20 protein-coding genes, 1 tRNA gene, 2 rRNA genes and 1 pseudogene (1 of these 24 only partly in view) are annotated in these 25,282 nt (G+C 60.5%); 14 read left to right on the plus strand and 10 right to left on the minus strand.

The window, feature by feature from the left end:
• From Q9316_RS03110 to Q9316_RS03125, 4 genes are all read left to right on the plus strand, one after another.
• A 23S ribosomal RNA gene (locus Q9316_RS03110) occupies positions 1–1,479 on the plus strand; it begins 1,317 nt to the left of the window's first position.
• Positions 1,480–1,665: 186 nt separating this feature from the next.
• Positions 1,666–1,780: ribosomal RNA gene (gene rrf, locus Q9316_RS03115) — 5S ribosomal RNA — on the plus strand.
• 199 nt (positions 1,781–1,979) lie between these two features.
• Positions 1,980–2,056 (plus strand) — tRNA-Met (locus Q9316_RS03120).
• A gap of 334 nt (positions 2,057–2,390) precedes the next feature.
• Positions 2,391–2,675: a hypothetical protein gene (locus Q9316_RS03125; RefSeq protein WP_306033798.1), complete on the plus strand. Its 285-nt coding sequence runs from the start codon at positions 2,391–2,393 to the stop codon at positions 2,673–2,675.
• Between the two features lie 132 nt (positions 2,676–2,807).
• Here the strand turns inward: Q9316_RS03125 and Q9316_RS03130 are convergent.
• The 3 genes and pseudogenes from Q9316_RS03130 to Q9316_RS03140 form a co-directional block, all read right to left on the minus strand.
• A pseudogene (locus Q9316_RS03130) lies at positions 2,808–3,911 on the minus strand (recombinase family protein); the annotation flags it as partial.
• A 26-nt stretch (positions 3,912–3,937) separates the two neighbouring features.
• Complete coding sequence (locus Q9316_RS03135) at positions 3,938–4,801, minus strand: recombinase family protein (RefSeq protein WP_306033799.1); 864 nt, start codon at positions 4,799–4,801, stop codon at positions 3,938–3,940.
• A 158-nt stretch (positions 4,802–4,959) separates the two neighbouring features.
• Entirely contained in the window at positions 4,960–5,757 is a 798-nt protein-coding gene (locus Q9316_RS03140; protein ID WP_306033800.1) for a hypothetical protein, read from the minus strand.
• Between Q9316_RS03140 and Q9316_RS03145 the strand changes: the two genes are divergently transcribed.
• Positions 5,744–6,112, plus strand: a complete 369-nt coding sequence (locus tag Q9316_RS03145; protein ID WP_306033801.1) for a hypothetical protein — start codon at positions 5,744–5,746, stop codon at positions 6,110–6,112. The two genes, Q9316_RS03140 and Q9316_RS03145, sit on opposite strands and share 14 nt — an antisense overlap.
• Before the next feature lie 271 nt (positions 6,113–6,383).
• Here Q9316_RS03145 and Q9316_RS03150 read toward each other — a convergent pair whose 3' ends face one another.
• The gene (locus tag Q9316_RS03150) at positions 6,384–6,719 is read right to left on the minus strand and encodes a hypothetical protein (RefSeq protein WP_306033802.1); all 336 of its coding nucleotides are present in this window, start codon (positions 6,717–6,719) and stop codon (positions 6,384–6,386) included.
• A gap of 527 nt (positions 6,720–7,246) precedes the next feature.
• Here Q9316_RS03150 and istA point away from each other — a divergent pair.
• Both istA and istB read left to right on the plus strand, forming a co-directional pair.
• Positions 7,247–8,743 carry an IS21 family transposase gene (gene istA / locus Q9316_RS03155; protein ID WP_431522392.1) on the plus strand — a complete coding sequence of 499 codons (1,497 nt, stop codon included), beginning with the start codon at positions 7,247–7,249 and terminating at the stop codon, positions 8,741–8,743.
• The gene (gene istB / locus Q9316_RS03160; protein WP_242218626.1) at positions 8,740–9,498 is read left to right on the plus strand and encodes an IS21-like element helper ATPase IstB; all 759 of its coding nucleotides are present in this window, start codon (positions 8,740–8,742) and stop codon (positions 9,496–9,498) included. The genes istA and istB overlap by 4 nt, the downstream gene beginning before the upstream one ends.
• A 383-nt stretch (positions 9,499–9,881) precedes the next feature.
• On the opposite strand, the gene Q9316_RS03165 is transcribed toward istB, so the two are convergent.
• From Q9316_RS03165 to Q9316_RS03185, 5 genes are all read right to left on the minus strand, one after another.
• Positions 9,882–10,862 (minus strand): ABC transporter permease subunit, encoded by a 981-nt coding sequence (locus tag Q9316_RS03165; protein WP_371877947.1) that lies wholly within the window; start codon positions 10,860–10,862, stop codon positions 9,882–9,884.
• 26 nt (positions 10,863–10,888) lie between these two features.
• Complete coding sequence (locus Q9316_RS03170) at positions 10,889–12,424, minus strand: sugar ABC transporter ATP-binding protein (protein ID WP_306033803.1); 1,536 nt, start codon at positions 12,422–12,424, stop codon at positions 10,889–10,891.
• A gap of 64 nt (positions 12,425–12,488) precedes the next feature.
• Complete coding sequence (locus Q9316_RS03175) at positions 12,489–13,424, minus strand: ABC transporter substrate-binding protein (RefSeq protein WP_306033804.1); 936 nt, start codon at positions 13,422–13,424, stop codon at positions 12,489–12,491.
• A gap of 151 nt (positions 13,425–13,575) precedes the next feature.
• On the minus strand, positions 13,576–14,358 hold the full coding sequence (locus Q9316_RS03180; RefSeq protein WP_306033805.1) for a class I fructose-bisphosphate aldolase: 783 nt from the start codon (positions 14,356–14,358) through the stop codon (positions 13,576–13,578).
• A gap of 283 nt (positions 14,359–14,641) precedes the next feature.
• Positions 14,642–15,418 carry a GntR family transcriptional regulator gene (locus Q9316_RS03185; protein ID WP_306033806.1) on the minus strand — a complete coding sequence of 259 codons (777 nt, stop codon included), beginning with the start codon at positions 15,416–15,418 and terminating at the stop codon, positions 14,642–14,644.
• 286 nt (positions 15,419–15,704) lie between these two features.
• Here Q9316_RS03185 and Q9316_RS03190 point away from each other — a divergent pair, with 286 nt between their 5' ends.
• The 7 genes from Q9316_RS03190 to Q9316_RS03220 all read left to right on the plus strand — a co-directional run bounded on the left by Q9316_RS03190 (position 15,705) and on the right by Q9316_RS03220 (position 24,138).
• The gene (locus Q9316_RS03190) at positions 15,705–17,069 is read left to right on the plus strand and encodes an ABC transporter substrate-binding protein (RefSeq protein WP_306033807.1); all 1,365 of its coding nucleotides are present in this window, start codon (positions 15,705–15,707) and stop codon (positions 17,067–17,069) included.
• Between the two features lie 72 nt (positions 17,070–17,141).
• Complete coding sequence (locus Q9316_RS03195; RefSeq protein WP_306033808.1) at positions 17,142–18,068, plus strand: carbohydrate ABC transporter permease; 927 nt, start codon at positions 17,142–17,144, stop codon at positions 18,066–18,068.
• Entirely contained in the window at positions 18,065–18,886 is an 822-nt protein-coding gene (locus Q9316_RS03200; RefSeq protein ID WP_306033809.1) for a carbohydrate ABC transporter permease, read from the plus strand. Before Q9316_RS03195 ends, Q9316_RS03200 begins: the two co-directional genes overlap by 4 nt.
• Positions 18,883–19,914, plus strand: coding sequence for an alcohol dehydrogenase catalytic domain-containing protein (locus Q9316_RS03205; protein WP_306033810.1), 1,032 nt, complete (start codon positions 18,883–18,885; stop codon positions 19,912–19,914). Before Q9316_RS03200 ends, Q9316_RS03205 begins: the two co-directional genes overlap by 4 nt.
• A gap of 26 nt (positions 19,915–19,940) precedes the next feature.
• On the plus strand, positions 19,941–21,302 hold the full coding sequence (locus Q9316_RS03210) for an FGGY-family carbohydrate kinase (protein ID WP_306033811.1): 1,362 nt from the start codon (positions 19,941–19,943) through the stop codon (positions 21,300–21,302).
• Positions 21,303–21,335: 33 nt separating this feature from the next.
• On the plus strand, positions 21,336–22,430 hold the full coding sequence (locus Q9316_RS03215; RefSeq protein ID WP_306033812.1) for an ABC transporter ATP-binding protein: 1,095 nt from the start codon (positions 21,336–21,338) through the stop codon (positions 22,428–22,430).
• Positions 22,431–22,449: 19 nt separating this feature from the next.
• Positions 22,450–24,138: a dihydroxyacetone kinase family protein gene (locus tag Q9316_RS03220; RefSeq protein WP_306033813.1), complete on the plus strand. Its 1,689-nt coding sequence runs from the start codon at positions 22,450–22,452 to the stop codon at positions 24,136–24,138.
• 155 nt (positions 24,139–24,293) lie between these two features.
• Here the strand turns inward: Q9316_RS03220 and Q9316_RS03225 are convergent, their stop codons facing one another.
• Positions 24,294–25,268, minus strand: a complete 975-nt coding sequence (locus Q9316_RS03225; RefSeq protein ID WP_306033814.1) for a sugar-binding transcriptional regulator — start codon at positions 25,266–25,268, stop codon at positions 24,294–24,296.
• Positions 25,269–25,282 lie beyond the last annotated feature (14 nt).

Genomic DNA, 25,282 nt, shown 5'->3' on the forward strand with positions numbered 1-25,282 from the left:
GGTGAGAGACCCTCTCGCCGAAAGACCAAGGGTTCCTGCTTAAAGTTAATCTGAGCAGGGTTAGCCGGCCCCTAAGACGAGGCGGACACGCGTAGTCGATGGGAACCACGTTAATATTCGTGGGCCTGGTGGTAGTGACGGATTGCGTAACTTGTTCAGACTTATTGGATTGTCTGGGCGGGGAAGCGGTTCCAGGAAATAGCTCCACCGTATAGACCGTACCCGAAACCGACACAGGTGGTCAGGTAGAGCATACCAAGGCGCTTGAGAGAACTCTGCTGAAGGAACTCGGCAAATTGCACGCGTAACTTCGGAAGAAGCGTGACCCCATGCTACGCAAGTATTGTGGGGTGGCACAGACCAGGGGGTAGCGACTGTTTATCAAAAACACAGGGCTCTGCGAAGTCGCAAGACGACGTATAGGGTCTGACGCCTGCCCGGTGCTGGAAGGTTAAGAGGAGAGGTGCAAGCTTTGAATCGAAGCCCCAGTAAACGGCGGCCGTAACTATAACGGTCCTAAGGTAGCGAAATTCCTTGTCGGGTAAGTTCCGACCTGCACGAATGGCGTAACGACTTCCCCGCTGTCTCCAGCAGAGACTCAGTGAAATTGAATTCCCCGTGAAGATGCGGGGTTCCTGCGGTTAGACGGAAAGACCCCGTGCACCTTTACTATAGCTTTACACTGGCATTCGTGTCGGCATGTGTAGGATAGGTGGTAGGCTTTGAAGCGCGGACGCCAGTTTGCGTGGAGCCATCCTTGAAATACCACCCTTATCGTCATGGATGTCTAACCGCGGCCCGTCATCCGGGTCCGGGACAGTGTATGGTGGGTAGTTTGACTGGGGCGGTCGCCTCCGAAAGAGTAACGGAGGCGCGCGATGGTGGGCTCAGACCGGTCGGAAATCGGTCGTCGAGTGCAATGGCATAAGCCCGCCTGACTGCGAGACTGACAAGTCGAGCAGAGACGAAAGTCGGTCATAGTGATCCGGTGGTCCCGCGTGGAAGGGCCATCGCTCAACGGATAAAAGGTACGCCGGGGATAACAGGCTGATGACCCCCAAGAGTCCATATCGACGGGGTTGTTTGGCACCTCGATGTCGGCTCATCGCATCCTGGGGCTGGAGCAGGTCCCAAGGGTTTGGCTGTTCGCCAATTAAAGCGGTACGTGAGCTGGGTTCAGAACGTCGTGAGACAGTTCGGTCCCTATCTGCCGTGGGTGTAGGAATATTGACAGGATCTGTCCCTAGTACGAGAGGACCGGGATGGACATATCTCTGGTGGACCTGTTGTCCTGCCAAGGGCATAGCAGGGTAGCTATATATGGAATGGATAACCGCTGAAGGCATCTAAGCGGGAAACCAACCTGAAAACGAGTATTCCCTTGAGAGCCGTGGAAGACGACCACGTTGATAGGCCGGGTGTGGAAGCGCAGCAATGTGTGAAGCTTACCGGTACTAATCGCTCGATTGGCTTGATCGTTCTCATTGAATATGCTCATCTCAGGGCAAACGCGGAGCGTTTGTCCCGACAAGACGAAGGCGAAAGCATTCGTCCGGTTGACGTCCAAAGACGTGTTCACAGACTAAACAAACGAAGGCATCCGGTTATTGCGCACGCAAAACACCGACCCTTCTACCAGCTTCTCAATTGATTGCCCTTAGCCGACCTGGTGGTTATGGCGGGGTGGCCGCACCCGTTCCCATTCCGAACACGGCCGTGAAACGCCCCAGCGCCAATGGTACTTCGTCTCAAGACGCGGGAGAGTAGGTCGCTGCCAGGTCTGCTAAAGGCAATCAACGTTCCTGCAACGCAGGATACATCTTCTCGACACACCTTCGGCCCCGCCGAAACTCAAGGGCCGCTCAAAGCGGTCCTTTCTGTTTTGAAAACCTCGACAAATGTCAGGGCCGAGCACAACAACGGTATTTTGCCAAAGGCAAAAACCGGCGGTATTTTGCCAAAGGGCAAAAACCTGGTAACGCGGGGTGGAGCAGCCCGGTAGCTCGTCAGGCTCATAACCTGAAGGCCGCAGGTTCAAATCCTGCCCCCGCAACCAACGAAACTTGCAAATTCGCCCACTCGGGGTATTTGCGACGAAGCTCCTCCTCATATGAGTCGAGGAGCTTTTTTTGTTTCTGCTGCGTGTCGATCTCCCCAGCTTCCAGCTTCTCGATGAAGTCCGCATGCACTTCGGCGACGAAGCGGCGCTCCATCAGGTCCAGCACGTCCATTTGCGCAAGGATGGATGAGATCAGGCCGTGGACTTCGAGGGTAGCCGGCTGGTGGCCCGGGGTCTTGCCGATTACCACTTTCTGCACCAGTGAGCGCACAATCGGCATCACCTGACGCTTGGCATCGTCGTTTTTGCCGCGACGCGCCTGCAGGAAGAAATGGCGCATGCGCAGTTCCGTTTGGGCGGGATTGTGACGCTGCTTCAATTCCTCGATCTTCGCCCGCATGTCCGGCTCGGACGTGGTGAAAGCGTCGATCTCCCTTGCCAGGGCAACACGCTGGAGCTCGATTTGATCGAGGGTATCGTCGAGCGCGGCGAGAGGAGGGCGGCCTTGCATGGCGCGGTCGGAGATCTGCTGGATGATGCTCTTCTGCTTGCGCTCCAACTCGTTCAGTTCGCGCGTCATCTGCTCGCGCTCGGCTTTCGGACGGCGAAGCTTTGATGTTTCCTGTTCGATCACCTTTGCTGACATGGTGTCGAACATCCCCAGGGAGAAGAAGGCGGCCGGCAGACAATCGAGAACGCGGCTCTCCAGTTCCTGGCGGGTAATGGTCTTGCTGTTGCTGCAGCAAGTTCCGCCGAGCTCGTCGATCGGCAGGCGCTTCTTGCGGTTGGTGCAGCTATAGCGGTCCTTGCCGCTAATGGCGTAAGGGCCGCCACATTCCGCGCATTCGAGCAGGTGACTGAGCAGGTATCCCGGGCGGTGCGTTGCATTCAGCCGGTTACTCTGCCCGAAATCAAACAGTTCCCCGACTTCTTTCTGGCGTTCCTTTACCCGCTGCCACAGTTTGTCGGAGACGATGCGCATCTCCGGCACGTCCGTCAGCACCCACTCACTTGCATCGTTGGCGCGCGCGGTGCGGCGTTCAGTCTCCGGGTTCTTGCGGTAGTTGCGTTTGTTCCAGACCATGCGACCGATGTAGCTCTCGTTGTTGAGAATGCCCGTGCCACGGCTGACGTGACCGCGGATGGCTGTGTCGCGCCACTTGCGGCCGCGCGAGCCCGGGATGCCCTCTTTGTTCAAAAGCTGGGCGATGTCGCGTGGTGACATGCCGTCGGCATAAAGCGTGAAGATGCGGCGAACGATCTCGGCCTTCGCAGGTTCGATCTCGCGCAGGCCTTTGATCCGATCACCATTCACATCGCGCTGTTGCGAGATCATGTAGCCATAGGCCAGGCAAGTGGATGCCTTGCCCTTGCGCACGGCGGTCTTCATTCCCTCCCGGGTCCGGTAGCGGATCTGCCCGACAAGCTCGTGACTGAGCATGGCGCGGAACGACATTTCCATGTCCGTTACCGGGGTGCCGGCGTGGACCGTCCAGAGGTCGACATCGCGATAGCGCAAATCCTTGAGAATCTTGTGGCTGTGCTCAATGTCGCGCGACAGTCGATCGACGGTCACGCAGAGCACGACATCAATGCGGTCGCGCTTCACATGCGCCATCAAGTTCTGGATGCCGGGGCGGAGCTGGTAGCTGGTTCCGCTGATGGCGGCATCGGAATAGCTCTCCACGAGCGTCCAGCCCTGCTTGACGATGAACGCCTTGCCGAGTTCGATCTGCGTTTCGATCGACACCTCGTCTTGGCGGTCGGTAGAGTAGCGCGCATAAAACAGGACATTCTTGGTCATTTGCGGAATCCCATATCTATTAATCTCTTCGTGAATACTGGCCGGCATTGCCGGCCAGTTCGTTTGCAGTGGGCTCAGCTCTGCTGCTTGCGGCGCCCTGCCAATCCTGCAGCGCGCTCGGCTGCGGCATCCTGGCGATCCTTCACGCGGTCCCAGAGTTCATCGCTGACGATGCGCAGTGCCGATACGTAATGGTAGTCATCGTCGCCCGCCTGTTTACACGCGCCGATGTAAGCCGGGTTGTTGAGGATCCCGGTTTCGCGAGCGCGGTTGCCGCGGATCGCAGCGTCGCGCCAGATACTGCCGCGGGGACCGGCCACGCCTTCCGCATTGAGGAGAGCAGCGATCTTTGTCGGTGCCATCCCCTCGGCATACATACCGAAAATGCGGTGGACGACGTCGGCGGCAACCGGATCGACGATCTTGAAGCCGAAGATGCGCTGGCCGCCCGCATTGCAGGCGCCGGAATAGCGGTAGCCGAATGGAAGGGGCGCGAAGTGTTTCTCTTCGCGCAGGTCATCGGGCACGTGGGCACTGTGGCTGCCCATGGCAAACATCTTGCTGCGGTCGCTGATATAGTAGTCGGACAAGTTCCGGGCGGTGATACGCTCGCCGGGATCGGCGGCCCAGAGTTCGATGCGCTTGTCAGCGAGTTCGCTCAACAGTCGGCTGGCGATATCAAATCGCGAGCACAACCGGTCCAGCGTATGGCAGAGGACGATATCGACCGTCTCGCGCTCGATATGTGCGAAAAGCTTGCGCACGCCGGGCTGCGCCATGAAGACGACTTCGCCGATATCCTCGTCAGCATAGGACTTTGCGAAGGTCCAGCCATTCGCCTTGATGAAGCGGTGCCCGTAGTAGAGCTGCGTTTCGAGGCAGGCATTGATTTGGTCGCCGGCGGAATGGCGTGCATAGAACAAAACGTTTTTGGCCATGGAGTGATCTCCGTTCGAATGGGCGAAGGCGGGGGACATGGTAACCGGCGGCGGGGGGACTTGAGAGCCCCGCAGCGATGCCAGATCATCATGCTCTGGCGGTTGGCAGGTGTTGGCGGCAATAATTGCCGCGATTAGAAGCGGCTCCTGAGCGCTGGTCAGTAACCCATCGTGGCGCGGTAGGCCGCGGCCGCATCGGTGTTGCCGCCAATCCAGCCATGCTGCTGAAGCTTGAGCAGGCTGTCAGCGACGCCATCGCGCGCGCCGCACCACGTCCAGCCGGAGTCGTCGGGGCGAATGATGAAGACTTCGGTGGCTGTCACCTTGATCCGCATTGCGCCGGTCTCCGCCTTGACGGCTTCGCGAAACAGGCGGTCCAGTTCCTTGATCCGGCGTTTCTGCTCCGTCGTCAGGTGCGCCGGCTGGACGCGGGACGGGGTCCTCGACGGGATCTGCGTCGCGGGGATGCGGTGGGTGAGGACGAACACACGGTGCACTTTCTTGCGCCGCGAGCGTGCCCGGTCGATATCGACCATCAAGCCGTTATTGGTCACGTCGCAAAACAGCTCGCCACTGATCGCGACGCGGTGGTTCCCCAGAAAAACGATGCAGGGATGGCTTTGCTGAATTCCCGTCCTGGCTTTGAGGTACGCAGCAAGGGTCGGACGACGTTCGAAGTCGTGCCATTCTCCCGCATAACCCAGCAATCGCAAGGTGCTCTCGATCTCGTCGTCGCTTGTCGTTGTGATCGCAGGAGTGCGGCGGCGGTCTACCCAGCCTGCGCCGTGACGGACGAGCCGCACGGCATCCCGGACGCGGGACATCGATGCGCCCGTGATGGAGGCCATGGCCACTGTGCCGGAATACAGGCGGGATTTGGTGTCGTTGTCGACGTCGTGGAGGTGGTGCGTTTTAACCGCAACGATGGCAGACGGATGCTGGATGATATTCGACATGGAATCTCCTTGTGCGCGTGGATCGTCGTCGCTTGCGACGGCGATCCACGCGGAGAACTTCCTCGCGCATGCGGCCGGTGCAGATTCCGAGACCGGAATCGTCCTTGCACTCGATGTCCCGGGACGGCTGGATCGTGGCGCCGTCGACATGGATAACGTGAACCATGGGCGCCTCCTTTCCGTTGCGGGCTGGCCTGTTGAACACTTGTCGGCGCCAATAGCGCACAAAGCGCGGCACTTCTCAAGCGTCCTCATCTGTATGGCTTTCGATGCCAGTTTGCCGAAAATTACCGGAATTCCCGAAATGGCACGGCCGGATTCATTGATCTGCGGGGAAACGCCATCACCGACCTAAACGGCGGTAAGTCATTGTTAAGAATAGAGTTATGAAATCTGTGGCTGATGTGCAACACGCTTGTTACCGCGACCTTCCGTCAATCGTGGATCGAGTGCCGGTCCCCTCATACCCTGTGAAAATGGTCGAAACATTCGATTCAGGATAAACGGCGTTTAACCGAGTAATGGGGGGAGGTGTCGTAGAGATTGCAAACGCCGTTAGGCGTTCCCATGGCAGCGTTTGGATGACCAGGGGCCGGGACCGCAGTTGGCAGGTCGAACGAAACCGCTCAGCCGCCCTCGTCGGCACCGTCAGGATAAAGCAGATGGGGCTTGCGGCGGAAGGGCCAGTCGCCATCTGCGTACTTCTCGACGAGCTCATCGACGACGGTGCGGGATGCGCGTTCATCGAAACCCTGCCGAACAAGCATCTCGATGACGAGAGACCGAAAGGCTTCCAGCGCATCGTGGCTCCCCTTCGCCACCATGCTCGAAATCGACATGAACAGTGCCGTGCGGGCCACATCGTCTCGTCCGGGGCGCTTGGCCTTTCTGTCGGCATCGCGCAGCTTCTGCTGTCGCTCGCGCTGCTTGCTGTTGCGGATCTCTTCGGACTTCGCTGGCATGCACTCTTCCCTATCAGGTCTCCGGCTACCGATGCCAGACCGTTGTCGCCACAGCAACGCCGTTTGCATGGAATCGGAAATCCCGGTTTATGAATCGTTTTTTTGGGGTTCTGAATCAAATGATCGCAATTTGAGATCAATTGCGGGCACGTTGAGACAGATCGAGATAAGCTGGCGAGGGACAAACGACGGTCGTGAATCAAATGAACAGCGTTTGGAATCAAAAATATCGAACCTTGAATCAAATGAGCGCAATTTGTCTCGACGTGCGGACACGTTGAAATAACCTGTGGGCAAGCTTGCGGAAATCGCCAGCGGTTCGTGTCGCGCTTGCGCCTGCAGGGCCATCTCCATTCCGGACTATGAGGCGGCGACGAACCAAAAACTTCCCGGTGGGGACATCCGTGAGAGCGGCGGTGCAAAAGTCGGCCACGGTAGCGGCGGCATAATGCTGCTGCGGGCGGAGTAAAATCCGGCCACCTATCTTCCTTCTGCAATGATCGCAGGAGGGACAGGGGATCTACACCGTGGAACTATATCTGAAGGTTCGTCTGGCTGTTTCGGAAGGGATGACGCAGCGTCAGGCGGCGAAGCATTTCAACATATCGCGCGACAGCGTGGCGAAGATGGTGTCGTATTCGACGCCACCCGGTTACCAGCGGCGATCACCGATCCGGCGTCCGAAGCTGGATGCGTTTGTTTCGACGATCGAGCATTGGCTCGACGAGGACCTGAAGGTGCCGCGCAAGCAGCGGCATACGGCCAGGCGGGTATTTGACCGCCTGCGCGACGAGTGCGGGTTCACCGGCGGCTACACGATCATCAAGGACTACATGCGCGAGCGGGATCAGCGCCGGCAGGAAGTGTTCGTGCCACTTGCCCATCCGCCGGGCCACGCGCAGGCCGATTTCGGCGAGGCGATGGTGGTGATCGGCGGTGTGGAACAGAAGGCCCGCTTCTTCGTGCTGGATCTTCCGCATAGTGATGGCTGCTATGTTCGGGCCTATCCGGCGGCGGTGGCCGAGGCCTGGGTGGACGGTCACATCCATGGATTTGCCTTCTTCGGGGGCGTGCCGCAGTCGATCGTCTACGACAACGACCGTTGCCTGGTCGCAAAGATCCTGCCCGACGGTACACGCAAGCGGGCGGTGTTGTTCAGCGGCTTCCTGTCCCACTACCTGATCCGGGATCGCTATGGGCGGCCGGGAAAGGGCAATGACAAAGGGAATGTCGAGGGCCTTGTGGGCTACGCCCGGCGCAACTTCATGGTGCCGATCCCGCAGTTTGCGACATGGGATGCGTTCAACGCCTTTCTGGAGGAGCAGTGCCGCAAACGCCAGCGCGACAGGCTGCGCGGCGAGAGCGAGACGATCGGCGAGCGCCTGCAGCGGGATCTGGCGGCCATGCGTCCATTGCCGACATCACCCTTCGATGCCTGCGATCAGGCCAGCACCAGCGTAACGGCCCAGTCCCTGGTGCGCTACAAGACCAACGACTATTCCGTGCCGGTCGCCTACGGTCATCAGGACGTCTGGGTGCGGGGCTATGTCGACGAGGTGGTGATCGGCTGCCGTGGCGAGATCATTGCTCGCCATCCGCGGTGCTGGGATCGGGAAGACGTCGTCTTCGACCCTATCCACTACCTGCCGCTGATCGAGCAGAAGATCAATTCCCTGGATCAGGCCGCCCCTCTGCAAGGCTGGGACCTGCCGGAAGAGTTCGCTACGCTGCGCCGGCTGATGGAAGGCCGCATGGCCAAGCATGGTCGGCGGGAATACGTTCAGGTTCTGCGCCTGCTGGAGAGCTTCGAGCTCGCCGACCTGCATGCGGCGGTGAAGCAGGCAATCCAGCTCGGCGCAATCGGATTCGATGCGGTCAAGCATCTGATCCTGTGCCGGGTCGAGCGACGGCCACCTCGACTGGACCTGGCGATCTATCCCTACCTGCCGAGGGCGACGGTCGAGAAGACCTCGGCGAAAGCCTACATGCGGCTTTTGTCGTCTGATGCGGGAGAAGCGGCATGAGCACCGAAGCACCCGAGATACTGCTTGCCCACTATCTCAAGACCCTGAAGCTGCCGACCTTCCAGCGCGAGTATCAGAAGCTGGCCCGGTTATGCGCCACCGAGGGCGTCGACCACATCGACTACCTGTTCCGGCTTGCCGAACGGGAGATGATCGAACGCGATCGCCGCAAGGTCGAACGCCGGATCAAGGCGGCCAAATTCCCTGTCGTCAAAAGCCTCGACAGCTTCGACTTCACAGCCATCCCCAAGCTGAACAAGATGCAAGTGCTGGAGCTGGCACGTTGCGAGTGGATCGACCGCCGCGAGAACGTGATCGCTCTCGGCCCCAGCGGCACGGGCAAGACGCATGTCGCACTCGGCCTCGGACTGGCGGCCTGCCAGAAGGGGCTGTCCGTCGGCTTCACCACGGCCGCCGCCCTGGTCAGTGAGATGATGGAGGCGCGTGACGAGCGGCGTCTGCTCCGTTTCCAAAAGCAGATGGCAGCCTACAAGCTGCTGATCATCGATGAGCTGGGCTTCGTGCCGCTGTCCAAGACCGGCGCGGAATTGTTGTTCGAGTTGATCTCCCAGCGTTACGAGCGCGGTGCGACCATGATCACCAGCAATCTGCCTTTCGACGAATGGACGGAAACCCTGGGGTCCGAGCGTCTGACCGGCGCCCTGCTCGATCGCATCACCCACCACGTCAACATCCTCGAGATGAACGGCGACAGCTACCGTCTCGCCCAAAGCCGCGCCCGAAAGGCCGGCTGACGCCTTCTCTGAAAATCGCCGCGCGCGCCTGAGACCCCCGCTCGGGCTACGCCCTCCCGGCGGTCTCAGGCGCGCGCCAAGGTGGCCGACTTTTGCTCCGCCCCGTGGCCGGTTTTTACTCCGCCGTTGACACTTGTGTCATTTATTGAACAAAAACAACAACAGACGCCGTCTCTTGAGATTCTTGTGCGACACGTATGACCGTGTCGCGATTGTAATACGTCGTAGACTTAGGTTTTCAGCGCGGCCATAGCGCAATTGACAATCATATCAGATACTTGGCCGAGCCCTTGTAAGGACACGCTGGTTCGGCTCCTTTCAAGATTCTCAAAGCCTCGCGAATGTCTGAGCCATCATGCCTTCCTAACTGTGGTGTTTGGAGGTCAAGTGCGGCCCCCCTGCAGCCTGAAGCGATCAAGCGCCACAGCAACGATGATAACAAGGCCCTTAATGATGTATTGCCAGATATCGGAAACACCGACGAGGATGAGGCCGTTCGAGAGCACGGCTATAATCAGCGCTCCGACTAGCGTCCCCCAAATAGAGCCCACGCCGCCGACAAAGCTGGTGCCGCCAAGGATAACAGCTGCAATCGCATCAAGTTCATAGGCCTGGCCGAGCTGGAGACCATTGGCTGCGTAGAGGCGCGCGGCGGACATCACACCACCGAGACCTGCGAGCAGGCCGGACACAGCGTAAACGAAAAGAAGCACCCGCGGAACCTTGATGCCTGTCAGGCGGGCCGCTTCGGGATTGCCGCCGATGGCGTAAATCCAGGTGCCGAGGACTGTTCGTTTCAAGACGAACCAGGATACGACGATGGTAAGGAGCGCGATAACCGCCAGCCAGGGAATCCCGAGCAGCGAGCCATTCCCGATGAAATCAAAGGGCAGGTCGGGATTGAAGACGGTCGTGTCATTACCGAGCAACCGGGCGACGCCACGAATGGCGGTCAGCGAGCCAAGCGTCACGATGAACGGAGGCAGGCGCAGGCCCGAGATGATGGCTCCGTTTGCGAGGCCGCAGATGAGTCCGACCCCTAGTGCGGCGGGAATTCCGAGCATCCCGATATCCGGGACCAGTGAGACGATGACCCCGACCATCGCGGCCGCTGCCAGCGTCGAACCAACCGACAGATCGATCCCGCCTGTCAGAATGACGAATGTCATCCCGGCGGCCAGGACGGTGTTGATCGAGGCCTGCTGCAGGACAATCGTGAGATTGTTGACGGAGATGAAGCGGCCGCTCAGGAGATGGAATCCCAGGATCAGCAGCACCAGAACCGGCAGCATCCCCAGGGCGGTCATTGTCGCCCGCAGGTTCGCGCGCTTGATCTCGTCGGTCCCGCTCTTTGTCATCGACATCGTCTCCTCCGTTTCTCACATCTGCGTCAGGCTGCTTTCGAAGAACCTGTCGAGAGCGTCATTATGTGTTCCTGGGAAATCTCGCCGGCTGCATCTGGCAGCACCTCGCCGACGATCCGGCCTTCGCGCATGACCAGAACCCGGTCGCTGATGCCGATGATCTCGGGGAGGTCGCTCGATATGACGACGACTGCGACGCCGCTGGCGGCAAGCCCGTCGATGATCCGGTAGATTTCCGATTTTGCGCCGACATCCACGCCGCGGGTCGGCTCATCGAGGATGACGATCCTCGGTTCGCCGGCGAGAATCCGCGCAATCAGTGCCTTCTGCTGGTTCCCGCCGGACAGGGACCCGACATTCAACGATGTCGACTTTGCCCTGATCGAAAGATTGCTGACGGCAGCATCGGCACGCTCCTTCGAGCGGATGGAATTCAGCACGCCGCCTTTTCGCGCGTCCTGCACGATGACGGAGATGTTGATGTTCTGCTCGATAGACATGTCCAGGAAAAGGCCGAGCCCTTTTCGGTCTTCCGTCAGGTAGGCGATGCCGGCGTCCAGGGCCTCACGCGGGTTATTCACTTCGACCTGACGCCCCGCAACCGAGACAGTTCCGGAAAGGCGTGGATCTGCTGCGAAGATCAAACGCGCCAATTCGGTTCGCCCGGACCCCACCAGTCCGGCGATCCCGAGTACCTCTCCCTGGTAAGCGTCGAACGAACAATCGATGGCCCGCTTGCCGTCACCGACATTCCGGACGCTCAACATTGGGTCGCCTCTGCGGGAATGCCCGTGTTTTTTCTTGTAGAAGGAGGTCAGATCCCTGCCGACCATCATGGAGACGAGGCGCTCCGCGGACAACTCCGCCCTGATCAATGTGCCGACGTATTTTCCATCGCGCAGCACGGAGACGCGATCGGCGAGGCGGTAGATTTCCTCCATCCGGTGGCTGATATAGATCGCTGCGATGCCTTGCGCCTTCAAAGCCGCAATGACCTCGAAGAGCTTTTCCGTTTCGCGCGATGTCAACGATGTCGTCGGTTCATCCATCACGATGATCCGGGCGTCGGCCGCAAGGGCTCGCGCGATCTCGACCATCTGCCGTTCACCGAGCGACAGGTTCGAAACGCGCTCCGTTGCTGAGAAGGATGCCCCCAGCTGCTGTAGGATCGGCTCGGAGCGTTGCAGGATTGCGCGATTGTCCGTGATGCCGAACCTTCGCGGTTCAATTCCAAGAAAGATATTCTGGGCAACCGTCAGGTTAGGCGCCAGCGACAGTTCCTGATAGATGACGGCGATCCCGCCAGTGCGGGACGCGATCGGGTCACCCATCGACAGCGGGTTTCCCGCAAGCAGGATTTCCCCGCCGGCGTCCGGGGTGTAGGCGCCCGACAGGATTTTCATGAGGGTCGACTTGCCCGCGCCGTTCTCTCCCATCAGCGCGAGGGTTTCACCCGCTGACACGGTGAGCGAAACATCGCTCAACGCCCGCGTCGCCCCGAAGGACTTGCTGATACCCCGCATCTCCAGAAGTGGCGCTTCGCCGATGGTTGACGCGCTCATGAACCCTCCCCTGTCCATTGCGATAGAAAAAGGGGCGGCGCCTCTGCACCGCCCCCGCGCAAGATCAGCGCTTGGCGTCCCAGCCGACGTATTCGTTCACATTGTCCTTGGTGACGAGCGTCGTATCGAGGAGCGTGATTTCCTGGTCGGGCTTCTTCCCGTTCAGCAGGTCGACGGCGAGTTCGGCTGCCTTCTTCGCCATGCCGTACGGATCCTGAGAGGACGAGGATACGATCAGGCTGTTGCCGCTCTTCAGCGACGCAACGATGTCGGGCGAGCCATCGACACCGGCGATGATCATCTCCGACCGGTTCAACTGCTTGGCGGCAAGATCGGCGCCAATAGCGGTCGGATCGTTGGCACCGAACACCGCATCGATCTTCTCGTAACGGGTGAGGAGCGCCTGCATGACGGCGAGGCCACCTTCGCGCGAGGCCTTGCCGTCCTGGTTGTCGGAGAGGATCTTGATGTCGGGATACTTGGCAAAAGCCTGCTGGCAGCCCTTCACGCGATCCATGATTGAAGAGATCGGCGGGCCGTTGATGATGACGACGTCGCCCTTGCCCTTGAGGCGTTCGGCAAGATCGGTGCAGGCAAGTTCGCCGGCCTGAACGTTGTTCGTCATGACGGTCAGGTCGGAGCCGGCTGCGGAGACGTCCATCGCCGCTACGACGGCGCCGGCTGCCTTGGCCTTTTCGATGAACGGTTTGACCGCGACGGCATCAACCGCGTTGATCATGACGATCTGGGCGCCGCCGGCGATGAAGCTGTCGATCTGGGATGCCTGCTTGTTGAGGTCGTAGTCCGCGCCGACGACGGTGACGGCTGCGTCGGCGTTCTTGGCCTTCAGGCCATCTTCCGCGCCCTTGATCAGGGGAACGAAGAACGGATTTCCGAGCGTGCCGACGGTGATGCCGGCATTGGTGAGCTTGTCCTGAGCAAACGAAGACGCGGGGATGCTCATGATCGCGACCGTTGCGAGCAATGCAAGTTTTTTCATGTAATTCTCCTCCTTAAGACCATGAGATGGAAACGGACCACTCCTCGTCCGTTTTGTCCGCACAATGCGAACTGAGTATCGCGGCAATGCGCGTATGAGGGATCGCGAAGGCACAGCTTCGCGATCGCGTGTTCAAAAGAGAGGCCAGGAATTAGTCCTGGAACGTCACGTTGCGGGTGAGTTTCGCGATCTCGGCCATCGTCTCTTCGCCCGAATTGCGGTCGCGCTGCCAGATATTCCGGCCGACGATGACGCCTCGGGCGCCGCCACGCAGCGTCTGGGCAACGGCGTCGATGGTTTCCGACGGCGGGCCAGACAGCGGGCCGCCGGCGATGACCAGCGGAACCTTGAGTTCTTCGGAAAGGCGCTTCGTGCGCTCCTCGCCGGGGAAGGCGATCTTGATGATGTGCGCGCCGAGATCATAGGCGATGCGGGCGACCTTCTCCTCCTGGACGATCACTTCCTCCGTGCGCGGCGCGCCCATGATGACCGGTTCGAGAACGAGGGGAATATCCCAGCGATCACAGGCCGCGATGACCTTGCCGACGCGTGCGCACATCTGGGTGCGCTCATAGCGCGACATGTTCCACGGGAAGAGCATCTTGACGGCGTCGACACCCATGCGGACAGCTTCTTCAACGGTCGTGATGAGGTCGTGGGAACCGCCGCCGTCCAGCTCACGGAATTCGTAATAAGTGTCGATCGTGAGGACACGCGTGAGCTGCGGGTTGGCCGCGAAGAATTTCTCGGTCTGCTTGACCTGACCGGGGGTCATCATGAAGCCGGTCACGTCATTGTTTGCCCATGCCGCGAACGGCGCGGACGGCGTCTCCAGGCCCTCGATACGGTCGAAGATGAGGCCGTGGTCAACGGGCATGATGATTGCGGCGCGGTTGCTCGGCAACGTGCGACGAAGACGATATTCCATCGACATGAGATTTTTCCTATTTTCTTGGACGGGCATTGCCGTCCCGTTGGCGCTCCACCCTAGCCTGCCGACAAATCTTGTACGGACAAGACGGACGATACGTATCTAGGCTTCGAATTTGGGAAGTGTCAAGCGGCAAATGCCGCGTCACAGCACAGGAGAAGGTGCGCAACGAGCAAACACAAAGCGCCGCGCAGGACGATCCACACGCGGCGCAAGGAAGGATTGCTTACGAAATCATAGGCTTGAGGCGTCGACGAAAATCCGCCGCGTCAGGTAGACGTAAAATCTACTCAGCGTCGCCGACGGTCGAATTGTCGTCCGTTTGAGCCTCAGCATCGACAGAGACCGTGACGACATCGCTTCGGACAAAGGACCGATAGAAATCGAAGACCCGTCCAGCTTCGGAACGAGACTTAGACTGTACGAACAGAACGGGCGCACCGCGCGCCAAACCAAGTTGGGTCGCCACTTCTGCTGGTGCGCCAACCGCGGCAACCTCGCGCCGAGCGGCAAAAATCGAGAAACCGGCGCTCGCCAGGGTCTGGTTCAGGGATGCCTTGCCCTCAAGAACCGGTTTTCCGATTAGCAAGGCGCCGATGTCGGCCGGTAGATAGTTTGTCGAGTGCATCGCTGCCTTGCCATCCATATGGCGTAGTCGCTCGAGGACAAAGCCGCTTTCTCCGCGCGGGAGGCCGAGCCCTTCTGAAGCGAAATCGGGAAGGGCTTCGAACTCCGCGCGCAACACCGATGTCTCAATGGTTCGATCGGGGGAGTGCGCTTCTGTTTCCAGAAAGCCTTGTGTTACCTGGAGTTTCCATTGGTTCTCGGCAGGATCCGCGACAAAGGCGCCCCGTCTCGGTACCAGCTTGATCAAACGCTGCTGCTCGAGCGCCCTCAGCGTTTCGCGCACAGTCGAGCGCGCAAGGTCGAAGGACCGGCAAAGTTCGGTCTCGCCTGGCACACGGTCACCGATCGCGTATTTTCCGGTCTTGATGTCCGCTTCAATGATGCGGGCGAGCTGGAGATAATACGGCTCGGCTGAGGTTCGGTCGATATTCTGCATGACGTTTCCTGACTCTGTCCGAACAAAACCTACACCGGGAGGCGCAATCCGTCCATCGGTCAGCTTGTTTTCAGTTTCGGCAGGCTTGTTGTGCGCGTTCTGATAGAGAAATGGAGCGTGAGTCCAGATACCAAACAATTTCGTTGACGGAGTGTGAATCTTTTTGTACGTACAGAACATACAGACGGAACTCTAGTGGAGAGAGCCCGGCTGTCGCCCCGGTGAGCGTTCGTCGGCGCGTTGGGTTTCGACAATCGTGTCGGAATTTTTGGGAGAGGAAGTCATCATGTCTACGACTAAGTGGCGATCGGCCGTGGCCGGTTCGCATGTGAGCACGCTTGCCCTGTCGGTCGCCCTCGGGCTGTTTACAGTCCAGCCGGGTCATGCTGAGGAGGTGACCCTGACGGTTGCGCTTGCGGCAAATCCGCAGATGGAAACGGCCGCCAAGCTGATCGACAACTTCTATGCCAAGTATCCTGATATCAAGGTCAAGTTCCAGACGCTTCCCGAGAACCAACTGCGTCCCACCGTCCTGAAGGACGTCGCGACCAAGTCCGGCCAGTTCGACGTCGTCATGATCGGCGCCTACGAGGTGCCCCTTTGGGCGGAAAAGGGCTGGATCACCAACCTCAGCAAGGAATACGTCGCCAAGGACACGGAATGGAAGGCTGACGACCTGCTGACCCCGATCCGCGACCTCGTTTCCTTCAAGGGCGATATGTACGCGACGCCGTTCTACGGCTCGTCGTCCTTCATGTTCTACCGGAAGGATCTCTTCGAGAAGGCCGGCCTGACCATGCCGGAACAGCCAACCTGGGACCAGGTCGCCGAATTCGCCGCCAAGCTCGACGATGACGCCAACAATGTCTCGGGCATTTGCCTGCGCGGTATTCCGGGCTGGGGCCAGAGCCTCGCGCCGCTGACGACCGTCATCAATACCTTCGGCGGCCGCTGGTTCGACGAAAACTGGCAGCCGCAGCTGAGCTCCGAAAAGAGCAAGGCGGCGATCAACTTCTACGTCAACCTGCTCAAGGACCACGGCCAGCCCGACGCTGCCAAGGACGGCTGGCAGGAATGCCTGCAGCTCTTCACGCAGGGCAAGACCGCCATGTGGTACGACGACACGGTATTCGCCGGCCCGGTGATCGATCAGGCCAATGACGAGGTCAAGGGCAACGTCGGTTTCGCGCTCGCGCCGATCAAGGAAAAGCCCGGCTCGGGCTGGCTGTGGGCATGGGGGCTCTCTATCCCGACCACCAGCAAGCATCAGGATGCGGCCTGGAAACTCGTCTCCTGGCTGACCAGCGAGGAATACATCAAGCTTGCCGGCGAGAAGGCCGGATGGGGCACGGTTCCTCCGGGCTCGCGCACGTCGACCTACAAGCTGGCGGAATACGAAGCAGCGACGAAGGACTATGCTGATCTGACGCTCAAGTCGATCAATGCCGCCAACCCGCTGAAGCCGACAATCGATCCGGTGCCCTATACCGGCGTTCAGTATGTCACGATCCCCGAATTCGAGCAGATCGGCGATTTCACCTCCCAGCAGCTCGCCGGCGCGATCAGCGGGCAGATGAGTGCCGACGATGCCATCGCGGCAAGCGAGGAGAAGATCAAGGAGATCATGGAGGACGCCGGCTACATCAAGTAGCCGTGTCCCGGCGGGCCGTCGTCCTCCCGGCGGTCCGCCAAAACTCCAGTACTGTTCTCGCGGATCAAAATCATGACATCGACTTCGCTATCGAGCGGGACCCGGATAAAAACCCGCAGCAATTTCGCCAAGGGCTGGTGGGACCGGCTGCCGCTTCTTCCGGCGCTGTTCCTCGTGCTCTTGGTCACGCAACTGCCCTTCGTCATCACGCTCTACTACAGCCTACAGCGCTGGAACCTCGTTTCCACCAATGCGCCACGTTTCGTGTGGTTTCGCAACTTCGTCAATGCCGCCGGTGATGCCGTCTTCCTGAAGGCGATTGCCAATACGGCGATCATCACCTTCTCGATCGTTATCGCGTCGATCCTCATCGGCGGGCTGCTCGCCGCCGGCCTGAACCGCGAGTTCCGTGGCCGCACGATCGCCCGGACGCTGGCCATCACGCCGTTCTTCATCATGCCGGTCGCCGCCGCCCTGTTCTGGAAGACCGGCGTTTATGACCCGACCTTCGGCATTCTGGGCTGGATCACCGATGACATCGGTATCGGCCGTATCAACTGGATCAGCCAGTACCCGAAGCTTACCATCATCATCCTGACGACTTGGCAGTGGTCGGCCTTCTCGCTCCTGATCCTGCTCGCCGGCATGCAGTCGTTCCCGACTGAAGTCGCGGAGGCTGCGCAGGTCGATGGGGCAAGTCGCTTCTATACGTTTCGCCGCCTCATGCTGCCGCACCTGCGCCCCTTCATTGAACTGACGGGCCTGCTCGTTGCGATGTATGTGCTCGAAAACTTCGCCGCGATCGTCATTCTGACCAATGGCGGACCGGCCTACGCGACCACCAACCTGTCGTACTACGTCTATCTGGAGGCATTCAGCGCCTTCGACCTGGGACGCGCCTCGGCCTTCGGCATGATCTCGCTGGCGCTTGCCATGGCGCTGACCATCCCGATGCTCCGCGTCGTCTCCGGCATCTTCAAAGAAGGAGGCCGCGCATGAGCCGCCGACACAAGAGCCTCCTCGATCCGCTCCTGACCGTTCTCACCTGGGCGGGGACGCTCGTCATGTTCGCCCCGATTGCCTGGATGATCCTGACGAGCTTCAAGACCGAGCAGGACGCGGTCAGTTATCCGCCGAAATTCTTCTTCACACCGACTCTCGAACACTATCGTCGGATTTTCGAGAACGATTTTGCGTCCTTCGCAACGGTGTCCGTCCTTGTCACGCTGGTCTCCACCGCGATCGTTATGGTGCTGGCCGTGCCTGCCGCCTATGCTCTGACGGTCCGGCCCGTTCCGAAATGGCGGGACGTCCTGTTCTTCTTCATCTCGACCAAGATGATGCCGATCGCGGCGGGGATCGTTCCGATCTATCTGGTTGCTCGATCCTTCGATCTCCTGAACACGTCGACCGTCCTGATCATTCTCTACACATCGATGAACCTGCCGCTGGCGATCTGGATGATCCGCTCGTTCATGGTCGAGATTCCGCATGACGTATTCGATGCTGTCGAGGTTGACGGGGCAGGGCGTGTGCGGGAAATGGTTCAGATCATCGTGCCCCTGATCAAGCCCGGCCTCGCATCGACCGCCCTGCTGTGTGCGATTTTCGCCTGGAACGAATTCTTCCTCGCGGTCAATCTGACGACGACGGTCAGCACGCTGCCCGTCTTCCTGCAGAAATTCCTGAGTTTCGGCCAGCTCTACACCGCGCAGGTTGCAGCCGTCGCGACCTTGATCAACATCCCGGTCGTCGTGGCGGGATGGTTGGCCCAGAAGAGCCTCACCCGAGGTCTAACATTCGGAGCAGTAAAATGAGCTTGGATAGCCTCTTCGGTGGCGCACCCAATGGCAAGATGCAGGCCGTCCGCATCACCCAGGATCACAAGATCAGTGTGATCGAGACCACGATACCGACCGTGACCGACGACGAGGTTCTGGTGAAGCCTTCCTGCTGCGGCATTTGCGGAACCGACCTTCATATTCTCAAGCACGGCTTCGTCGGCACCAACTACCCGGTGATCCCCGGCCACGAATTCGCCGGGCATGTCGTCGCCGTTGGCAAGAACGTGCGGAACGTCAAGGCCGGTGACTTCGTCGCCGTCGATCCCAACGTCGTCTGCGGCACCTGCCGCTGGTGCCAGTCCGGGCGGCCGAACCTTTGCCTCCACCTGACGCCGATCGGTGTCGGTCGGGCGGGTGCGGCGGCGGGGTACGTCGCGGTTCCCGGCCGCAATGCCTTCAAGGTGAACGAGGCGATCGGTGCTGACGTTGCGGCGCTCATCGAGCCGCTGGCCTGCGCACTTCACGCTGTCGATTCCTCGCAGGGGATCAAGGATCGAGAGGTTCTGGTTCTCGGTGGCGGCACGATGGGTCTGCTGATCGCTATCGCCGCGAAGCATTCGGGCGCCGGAAAGGTGACGCTCGCCGATCCCGCCTCCGCCAAACTCGACATCGCTTTGAACGTCGGCGTCGATGCGGCCGTTCATCCCCAGGAGCTTGGCGCCGAACGCTTCGATGTCGTCTTTGAAGCAGCCGGCGTTCCCGCCGCCCTCAAGCAAGGTCTCCAGCTCGTCGAGAAGACGGGTGCTTTCGTCCAGGTCGGTGTTCACGACGAACATGCCGAGGCATCCTTCGTGCCGTTCAAGCTTTACGAACACGAACTCCGTTTCATCGGCTCGAACTCCTGCGCCGACAAGTTCGGTGCAGCCGTGGACCTCATGCCCGATATCAGGGAGAAGGCGAAGTTGCTGATCGGCGAGAGCTTCCAGGTATGGGACTTCGATACCGCGGTCCAGAGCATGCAGGCGGGCAATTCGATCAAGACGCAGCTTCACTTCGCTTGAATGCGGCCTGATCCGGAGGAACGTGCATGCTAGTGTGTGGTGTCGATATCGGGACGACCAATCTCAAGGTCTCGATCGTGGACGAAACAGGCGTCTCGAGATGGACTCGGGCCGTACCGACACCCCGCGTTGCACCCTCTGCGGCCTCAGACGTCAACGCGACCGTCCTCCTTTCCGCGATCGAAGGCCTTATCGTCGAGGGATGGACGGCAGTTGGTGGCGGCAAGCCGCTGTCCGCCATCGCGACGACCGGTGTCGGCGAGGACGGAATACTCGTAGACGAAGCGCTCAAGCCTTTGTGCTTCGCGATCCCGTGGCACGACCGTTGTGCCGTTCACGAGGCGGCTGAAATCCGAGAGAGCGCAGCAGCGACGACACGCGCTGGCATCGAGATGGAGCACACCAGAACGGGCGCAAAGTGGCTTTGGCGCCGTCGACACAGTCCAGCATTGTTCGCCGGCCGAAGCGTATGGATCGCTCTCACCGATTATCCGTCCGTCGCTTGGACAGGTCGACCGTTCATCAGCGAGACCCTTGCGTCCCGAACCGGCTGCTATGATGTCGGCCGTCGGGAATGGAACGAAGCGCTTTTGCAAGTCTGTGGCGCTCCGGATCTGCCCGAAATCCTCAAGGCCGGAGAAATCGTCGGCACGGTCGGGCCCGGACCTTTGAAGTCATCGGGCGCGGTCGGAAGCGATACCATCGTCGTCGCCGGCGGGCATGACCACCCAGTCGCTGCCGCCATGATCCAGCGGTTCGACCCGAAGGCACGGGTCGATTCCATCGGGACGGCGAATGTCGTCTATGGCGAATCTGCGACTTTCGCTCTCGACCGCTTCGACCAATATTTGGCCTTCATGGTGCCGGTACAAGCGAAAAGCGGTGTCGCCTGCCTTGGGGTTTTCGAATTCTCTGCGGCCGTCCAGGGTTTGAAAGCGAGGGGCGTAGACATTCGCGCTTTCCTGGATTTGCCGAAGTTGCCCGGCGCGCCAAGGTTTTTTCCCACACCACAAGACCTGCCGGCCCGACCTGATGCTCGTGCCGTCCTCGAAATGGCCGGTGTAACAGCGCGACGGATGTTCAGTCACATGCGGCAGGCAGGGGTAGAAAGCACACCGATCTACGCGACCGGCGGCTGGAGCCGGTCACGCAGCTTGCTGGAACTGCGGGCGAGCATATTCGGTGTGCCCTTGAACGTCCTGAGCGAGCAGGAACCGGCGGTCATCGGCGCGGCGCTCCTTGCCGCCGAGGGCCTGGGCGAGGGCGTGGATTTCACGACCGGCGTCACGGCGCAGACGATCGACCCCGATCCGCGTTGGGCCGAATTCTATCAGGAAATGTATAGGGCGTCCTTTGACGCCGCAGACGGTCAGGCCAACGAGCTTTGAGGCCGGCTCGATCCAGGAACATGGGAGGAAGTTATGTCGGTAATTGCAATTGAAAACCTGAACAAGTCCTTCGGCGCGTTCAACGCGGTCGACAACCTGAACCTCACGACGGAGGATGGAGAGTTCGTCGTTCTCGTCGGCCCGTCCGGCTGCGGCAAGACGACGACGATGCGCATGATCGCAGGGCTCGAAGGCTCGACCTCCGGCGCGATCAGGATCGATGGCGAAGACGTGACGGACCAGACGCCGTCCGAGCGGGATGTCGCCATGGTCTTCCAGAACTATGCGCTTTACCCGCACCTCACGGTCTATGAAAACATGGCCTTCTGCCTGAAGGTCCGGAAGTGGCCGCAGGACAAGATCGATGCGCAGGTGCGCAAGACCGCCAAGGCACTGGACATCGAGAGCTTGCTCGAACGCAAGCCCTCGGCCTTATCCGGCGGTCAGCGGCAGCGCGTAGCGCTGGGCCGCGCCATCGTTCGCGAGCCGCGCGTGTTTCTGATGGACGAACCCCTGTCGAACCTCGACGCAAAGCTGCGCATCGAGATGCGCGCCGAGATCGTCAAGCTTTGCCGCCGCCTCAAGATCACGACCTTCTACGTTACCCATGATCAGTTGGAAGCCCTGACGATGGGGCACCGTATCGTGGTTATGCGTGGTGGCATCGCGCAGCAGATCGACACGCCGCAGAACATCTACGACACCCCGGTGAACACGTTTGTCGCTGGCTTCATAGGCAGCCCGCCGATGAATTTCATCAAGACCGTCGTAGAGAACGGCGCACTCGTCGCAGAAGGCGTCCGACTTGTGCCCGGCGGGGCTGTGGCGGACGCACTGCGGAGCCGAACGGGCACTCTGATTGCCGGAGTCCGTCCCGAGCATCTTACGCCCCAAACCGGGGGGAGCGGAGGCGTTGACGGCACGGTCAAGGGGCGGATCGAACTGATTGAGCCGCTTGGATCGCAGGTGATGATTCAGGTTTCGATAGGAGGCGATCTCATCTCAGCTCAGTTCGAGCGCGGTCCGGACATCGAAGTCGGCAAAGAGGTGACCCTCGTGCACCGGCCCAACAGTATCCACGCGTTCGATTCCGCAAGTGAGCGCTCCGTCCTCGCTGCGGCCAACTGAGCGTTCTAGGGAGATAGTCATGAAGAAGCTGATCAACGATCCGTCCACTGTAGTTCGTGACATGTTGGAGGGCGTAGTCGCGCTGAGCCCTTCGGCGGTACTGCTTGCCGACGAGAACGTGGTGATCCGGTCCGGTCTTCCCGAAAGTGGAGCCCGGAAGGTCGCGGTCTTGTCGGGCGGTGGCAGCGGCCACGAGCCGGCCCATGCCGGCTACGTCGGTGGCGGTATGTTGACGGCAGCGGTTGCCGGTGACGTGTTCACTTCTCCCAGCACCGATGCGGTCCTGGCCGGCATCCGCGCATCGGCGGGACCGGCCGGGGCGCTGGTCATCGTCAAGAACTACACGGGTGACCGGCTGAACTTTGGCCTTGCGGCGGAGCTTGCGCGGGCGGAAGGCATTCCGGTCGAAATCGTTGTCGTCGCAGATGATGTAGCGCTGAAGGACACGGTTCCGGCCGAACGCCGGCGTGGGATCGCCGGGACGTTGCTTGTTCACAAGCTTGCCGGGGCTGCGGCGGAGCAGGGTCTGTCTCTCGAAGAGGTCGCAAGGATTGCGCGTTCCGCCGCCGAGAATCTGTCCTCTATGGGAATCTCGCTTGGCTCTTGCACCCTGCCTTCGGTCGGCAAGCCGGGCTATGTTCTCGGTGAGCAGGAGATCGAAGTCGGCCTTGGCATCCATGGAGAGCAAGGCGTGCGCCGGATGTCGATCGCCTCGGCGGACGAGTTGACCGCGCTCGTCCTCCAGACGATTGAAGCCGATGGCAAGCTCAAGCGTGACGACCGGGTAGTGCTGCTAGTCAACGGCCTTGGTTCAACTCCGCCGATGGAACTGTCGATCGTCGCTCGCTCGGCGGTCGCGTACCTCGAAGGCATGGGGGTCACGGTGGAGCGGGCGTGGGCCGGAACCTTCCTTTCCGCTTTGGATATGCCGGGCTTCTCGCTTTCCGTCATGCATGTCGACGACAAGGCTCTTGCGTTTGTGGATGCCCCGACCGGTGCGGGGGCTTGGCCAAGAGGAGGGGCGGTGAACCGCAACCGTGTACTTCAGTCGACAACGGTCGAGGAACTTGTATCGTCCCCAACGAAGATGACGGCGGCCGGGGAGCGCCTCCGGCGAGCCACCGCAGTCGTGGCGAAGGCGTTGATCGCTTCCGAACCGCAATTGACGGAGTTGGACAGCATTACCGGCGACGGCGATCTCGGCGCCAGCATGACGCGGGGCGGCGAAGCAGTCCTGGCGCTTCCGAAGGAGAGCTTCGGTGACTTTGCCGAGGGACTGATGGCGATAGGTAGTGCAATGCGCAAGGCGATTGGCGGCAGCTCTGGCCCATTCTACGCAACCGGCTTGCTGCGGGCCTCCCGCCAGCTTGCCGGGGTCGAGCAGCCGACGGCCGCGCAGATGGCCGAGGCCTTCGTCGCGGCTGTCGCGGCGGTCTCGGACCTCGGTGGAGCAAAACCGGGTGACCGGACGATGATCGATGCGCTGCATCCGGCTGCGCAGACGTTCCAGGACAAGCTCGCCGAGGGGCTTGCGGTCGACGAGGCCTGGAAGGCGGCAGTCGAGGCTGGCATTGCTGGCGCCGAGGCAACCAAGACGATGAAGCCACGCCTCGGCCGGGCAAGCTATCTCGGTGAACGTGCCGTCGGCTATCCCGATGGCGGAGCAGTCGCCGTCAGCATCTGGCTAAAGGCGATTGAATCCGTGTGAGGTGGGGCTTTCACGCTCAAAAGGTTCGGTATCGAGAGGGGCGCCGTCGAGCGCCCCAAATCTATTTCAGGCGCATGCAGGTAGACAGTAGAAGGCTACCGCATTCCTGAACTCCCTCGGCAAGGTGACTTCAAGAGAAATTCCATCCTTGTCGCCTATTCGAGTAACGCAACCGCTTCGGCCGCATCGCCGTCAATAATCAGGCCATTGACGATGCCGCTCCTGAGCAGCGCCTTGGCCGCCTCGGCCTTCTCCTGTCCTGCGATCAGAAGGATCACCGGCAAGGTCTTCAGTTGCTCGAAACCGAGCGCAATGGTTCGCTGATTGAGATCGTGATCCACCTGCCTGCCGTCCCTGTCGAAGAAGATGCCGTTCGTATCGCCGACGGCGCCGGCGGCCCGCAGGCTTTCCAATTCGGCCTTGCTGATCATGCCTTGGCTTCGCAGCAGGGACTCTTCCGTCAGTTCCCCCGCGCTGATGATGCAGACCGATGCCGTTTCGGCAATCTCCATCGCCTTGACCACCGAGCGCTGGGACAACAGGACGCGCTTGTCCTCGACCGAGTCGGCGATGAAGGGAACCGGCAGGAAGAAGCCCTGCGCCCCGGTGCGGCGGGCAAGGTTATGGACCACCTCGAAGGGATTGTAGGCGTTGTTCGCCGTCAGCGACCCCATGACCGAGATGAAGCGGGCATGGGGTGCGCGCACGCCCGCGAGGTGCAGGGTCATCTGTTCGATTGTTCGCCCCCAGCCGGTTCCGACCGTGATGGTGTCATTCTCCGCCAGGAGCGTCTTCAGGTGGTTGGCCGCGGCCACGCCGACCGCACGAAAGGCGATCTGTCTGCGGATATCGCTGTCGGCGGGAGAGGCGTCATGGAAGCCGAAGGCCGGTGTGGAGATGCAGAAGTCGAGACCGAACCGGCGGCTGAGCAGGTCCTCGATGGGCAGCACGCCGACGCGCTGGTGATCGATCGATATGCTGACGAGGCCGCTTTCCCGCGCTTCCGACAGCATCTTGTTGACCCGCGCGCGCGTCAGGCCGAGCCGGTTCGCAGTCATCTCCTGATTGAGGCCTCCGACATAGTAGTACCAGGCCGCGCGGATCATCAGTTCGTCGTCTTCCAGGGGCATGAGTCGTCCTTTCG

Source organism: Shinella zoogloeoides (assembly GCF_030733845.1).
In the GTDB taxonomy this organism is placed as follows: Bacteria; Pseudomonadota; Alphaproteobacteria; order Rhizobiales; family Rhizobiaceae; genus Shinella; species Shinella zoogloeoides_C.

Bases quoted from the DNA above. Each gene is read 5' to 3' on its own strand.
- Q9316_RS03225 (WP_306033814.1), bottom strand. From the start codon at position 25,268: ATGCCCCTGGAAGACGACGAACTGATGATCCGCGCGGCCTGGTACTAC.
- Q9316_RS03220 (WP_306033813.1), top strand. From the start codon at position 22,450: ATGAAGAAGCTGATCAACGATCCGTCCACTGTAGTTCGTGACATGTTG.
- Q9316_RS03200 (WP_306033809.1), top strand. From the start codon at position 18,065: ATGAGCCGCCGACACAAGAGCCTCCTCGATCCGCTCCTGACCGTTCTC.
- Q9316_RS03205 (WP_306033810.1), top strand. From the start codon at position 18,883: ATGAGCTTGGATAGCCTCTTCGGTGGCGCACCCAATGGCAAGATGCAG.
- Q9316_RS03145 (WP_306033801.1), top strand. From the start codon at position 5,744: ATGATATTCGACATGGAATCTCCTTGTGCGCGTGGATCGTCGTCGCTT.
- Q9316_RS03175 (WP_306033804.1), bottom strand. From the start codon at position 13,424: ATGAAAAAACTTGCATTGCTCGCAACGGTCGCGATCATGAGCATCCCC.
- Q9316_RS03135 (WP_306033799.1), bottom strand. From the start codon at position 4,801: ATGGCCAAAAACGTTTTGTTCTATGCACGCCATTCCGCCGGCGACCAA.
- Q9316_RS03125 (WP_306033798.1), top strand. From the start codon at position 2,391: ATGGCGCATGCGCAGTTCCGTTTGGGCGGGATTGTGACGCTGCTTCAA.
- Q9316_RS03215 (WP_306033812.1), top strand. From the start codon at position 21,336: ATGTCGGTAATTGCAATTGAAAACCTGAACAAGTCCTTCGGCGCGTTC.
- istB (WP_242218626.1), top strand. From the start codon at position 8,740: ATGAGCACCGAAGCACCCGAGATACTGCTTGCCCACTATCTCAAGACC.
- Q9316_RS03150 (WP_306033802.1), bottom strand. From the start codon at position 6,719: ATGCCAGCGAAGTCCGAAGAGATCCGCAACAGCAAGCAGCGCGAGCGA.
- Q9316_RS03210 (WP_306033811.1), top strand. From the start codon at position 19,941: ATGCTAGTGTGTGGTGTCGATATCGGGACGACCAATCTCAAGGTCTCG.
- Q9316_RS03195 (WP_306033808.1), top strand. From the start codon at position 17,142: ATGACATCGACTTCGCTATCGAGCGGGACCCGGATAAAAACCCGCAGC.
- Q9316_RS03185 (WP_306033806.1), bottom strand. From the start codon at position 15,418: ATGCAGAATATCGACCGAACCTCAGCCGAGCCGTATTATCTCCAGCTC.
- Q9316_RS03170 (WP_306033803.1), bottom strand. From the start codon at position 12,424: ATGAGCGCGTCAACCATCGGCGAAGCGCCACTTCTGGAGATGCGGGGT.
- Q9316_RS03140 (WP_306033800.1), bottom strand. From the start codon at position 5,757: ATGTCGAATATCATCCAGCATCCGTCTGCCATCGTTGCGGTTAAAACG.
- Q9316_RS03190 (WP_306033807.1), top strand. From the start codon at position 15,705: ATGTCTACGACTAAGTGGCGATCGGCCGTGGCCGGTTCGCATGTGAGC.
- Q9316_RS03180 (WP_306033805.1), bottom strand. From the start codon at position 14,358: ATGTCGATGGAATATCGTCTTCGTCGCACGTTGCCGAGCAACCGCGCC.
- Q9316_RS03165 (WP_371877947.1), bottom strand. From the start codon at position 10,862: ATGTCGATGACAAAGAGCGGGACCGACGAGATCAAGCGCGCGAACCTG.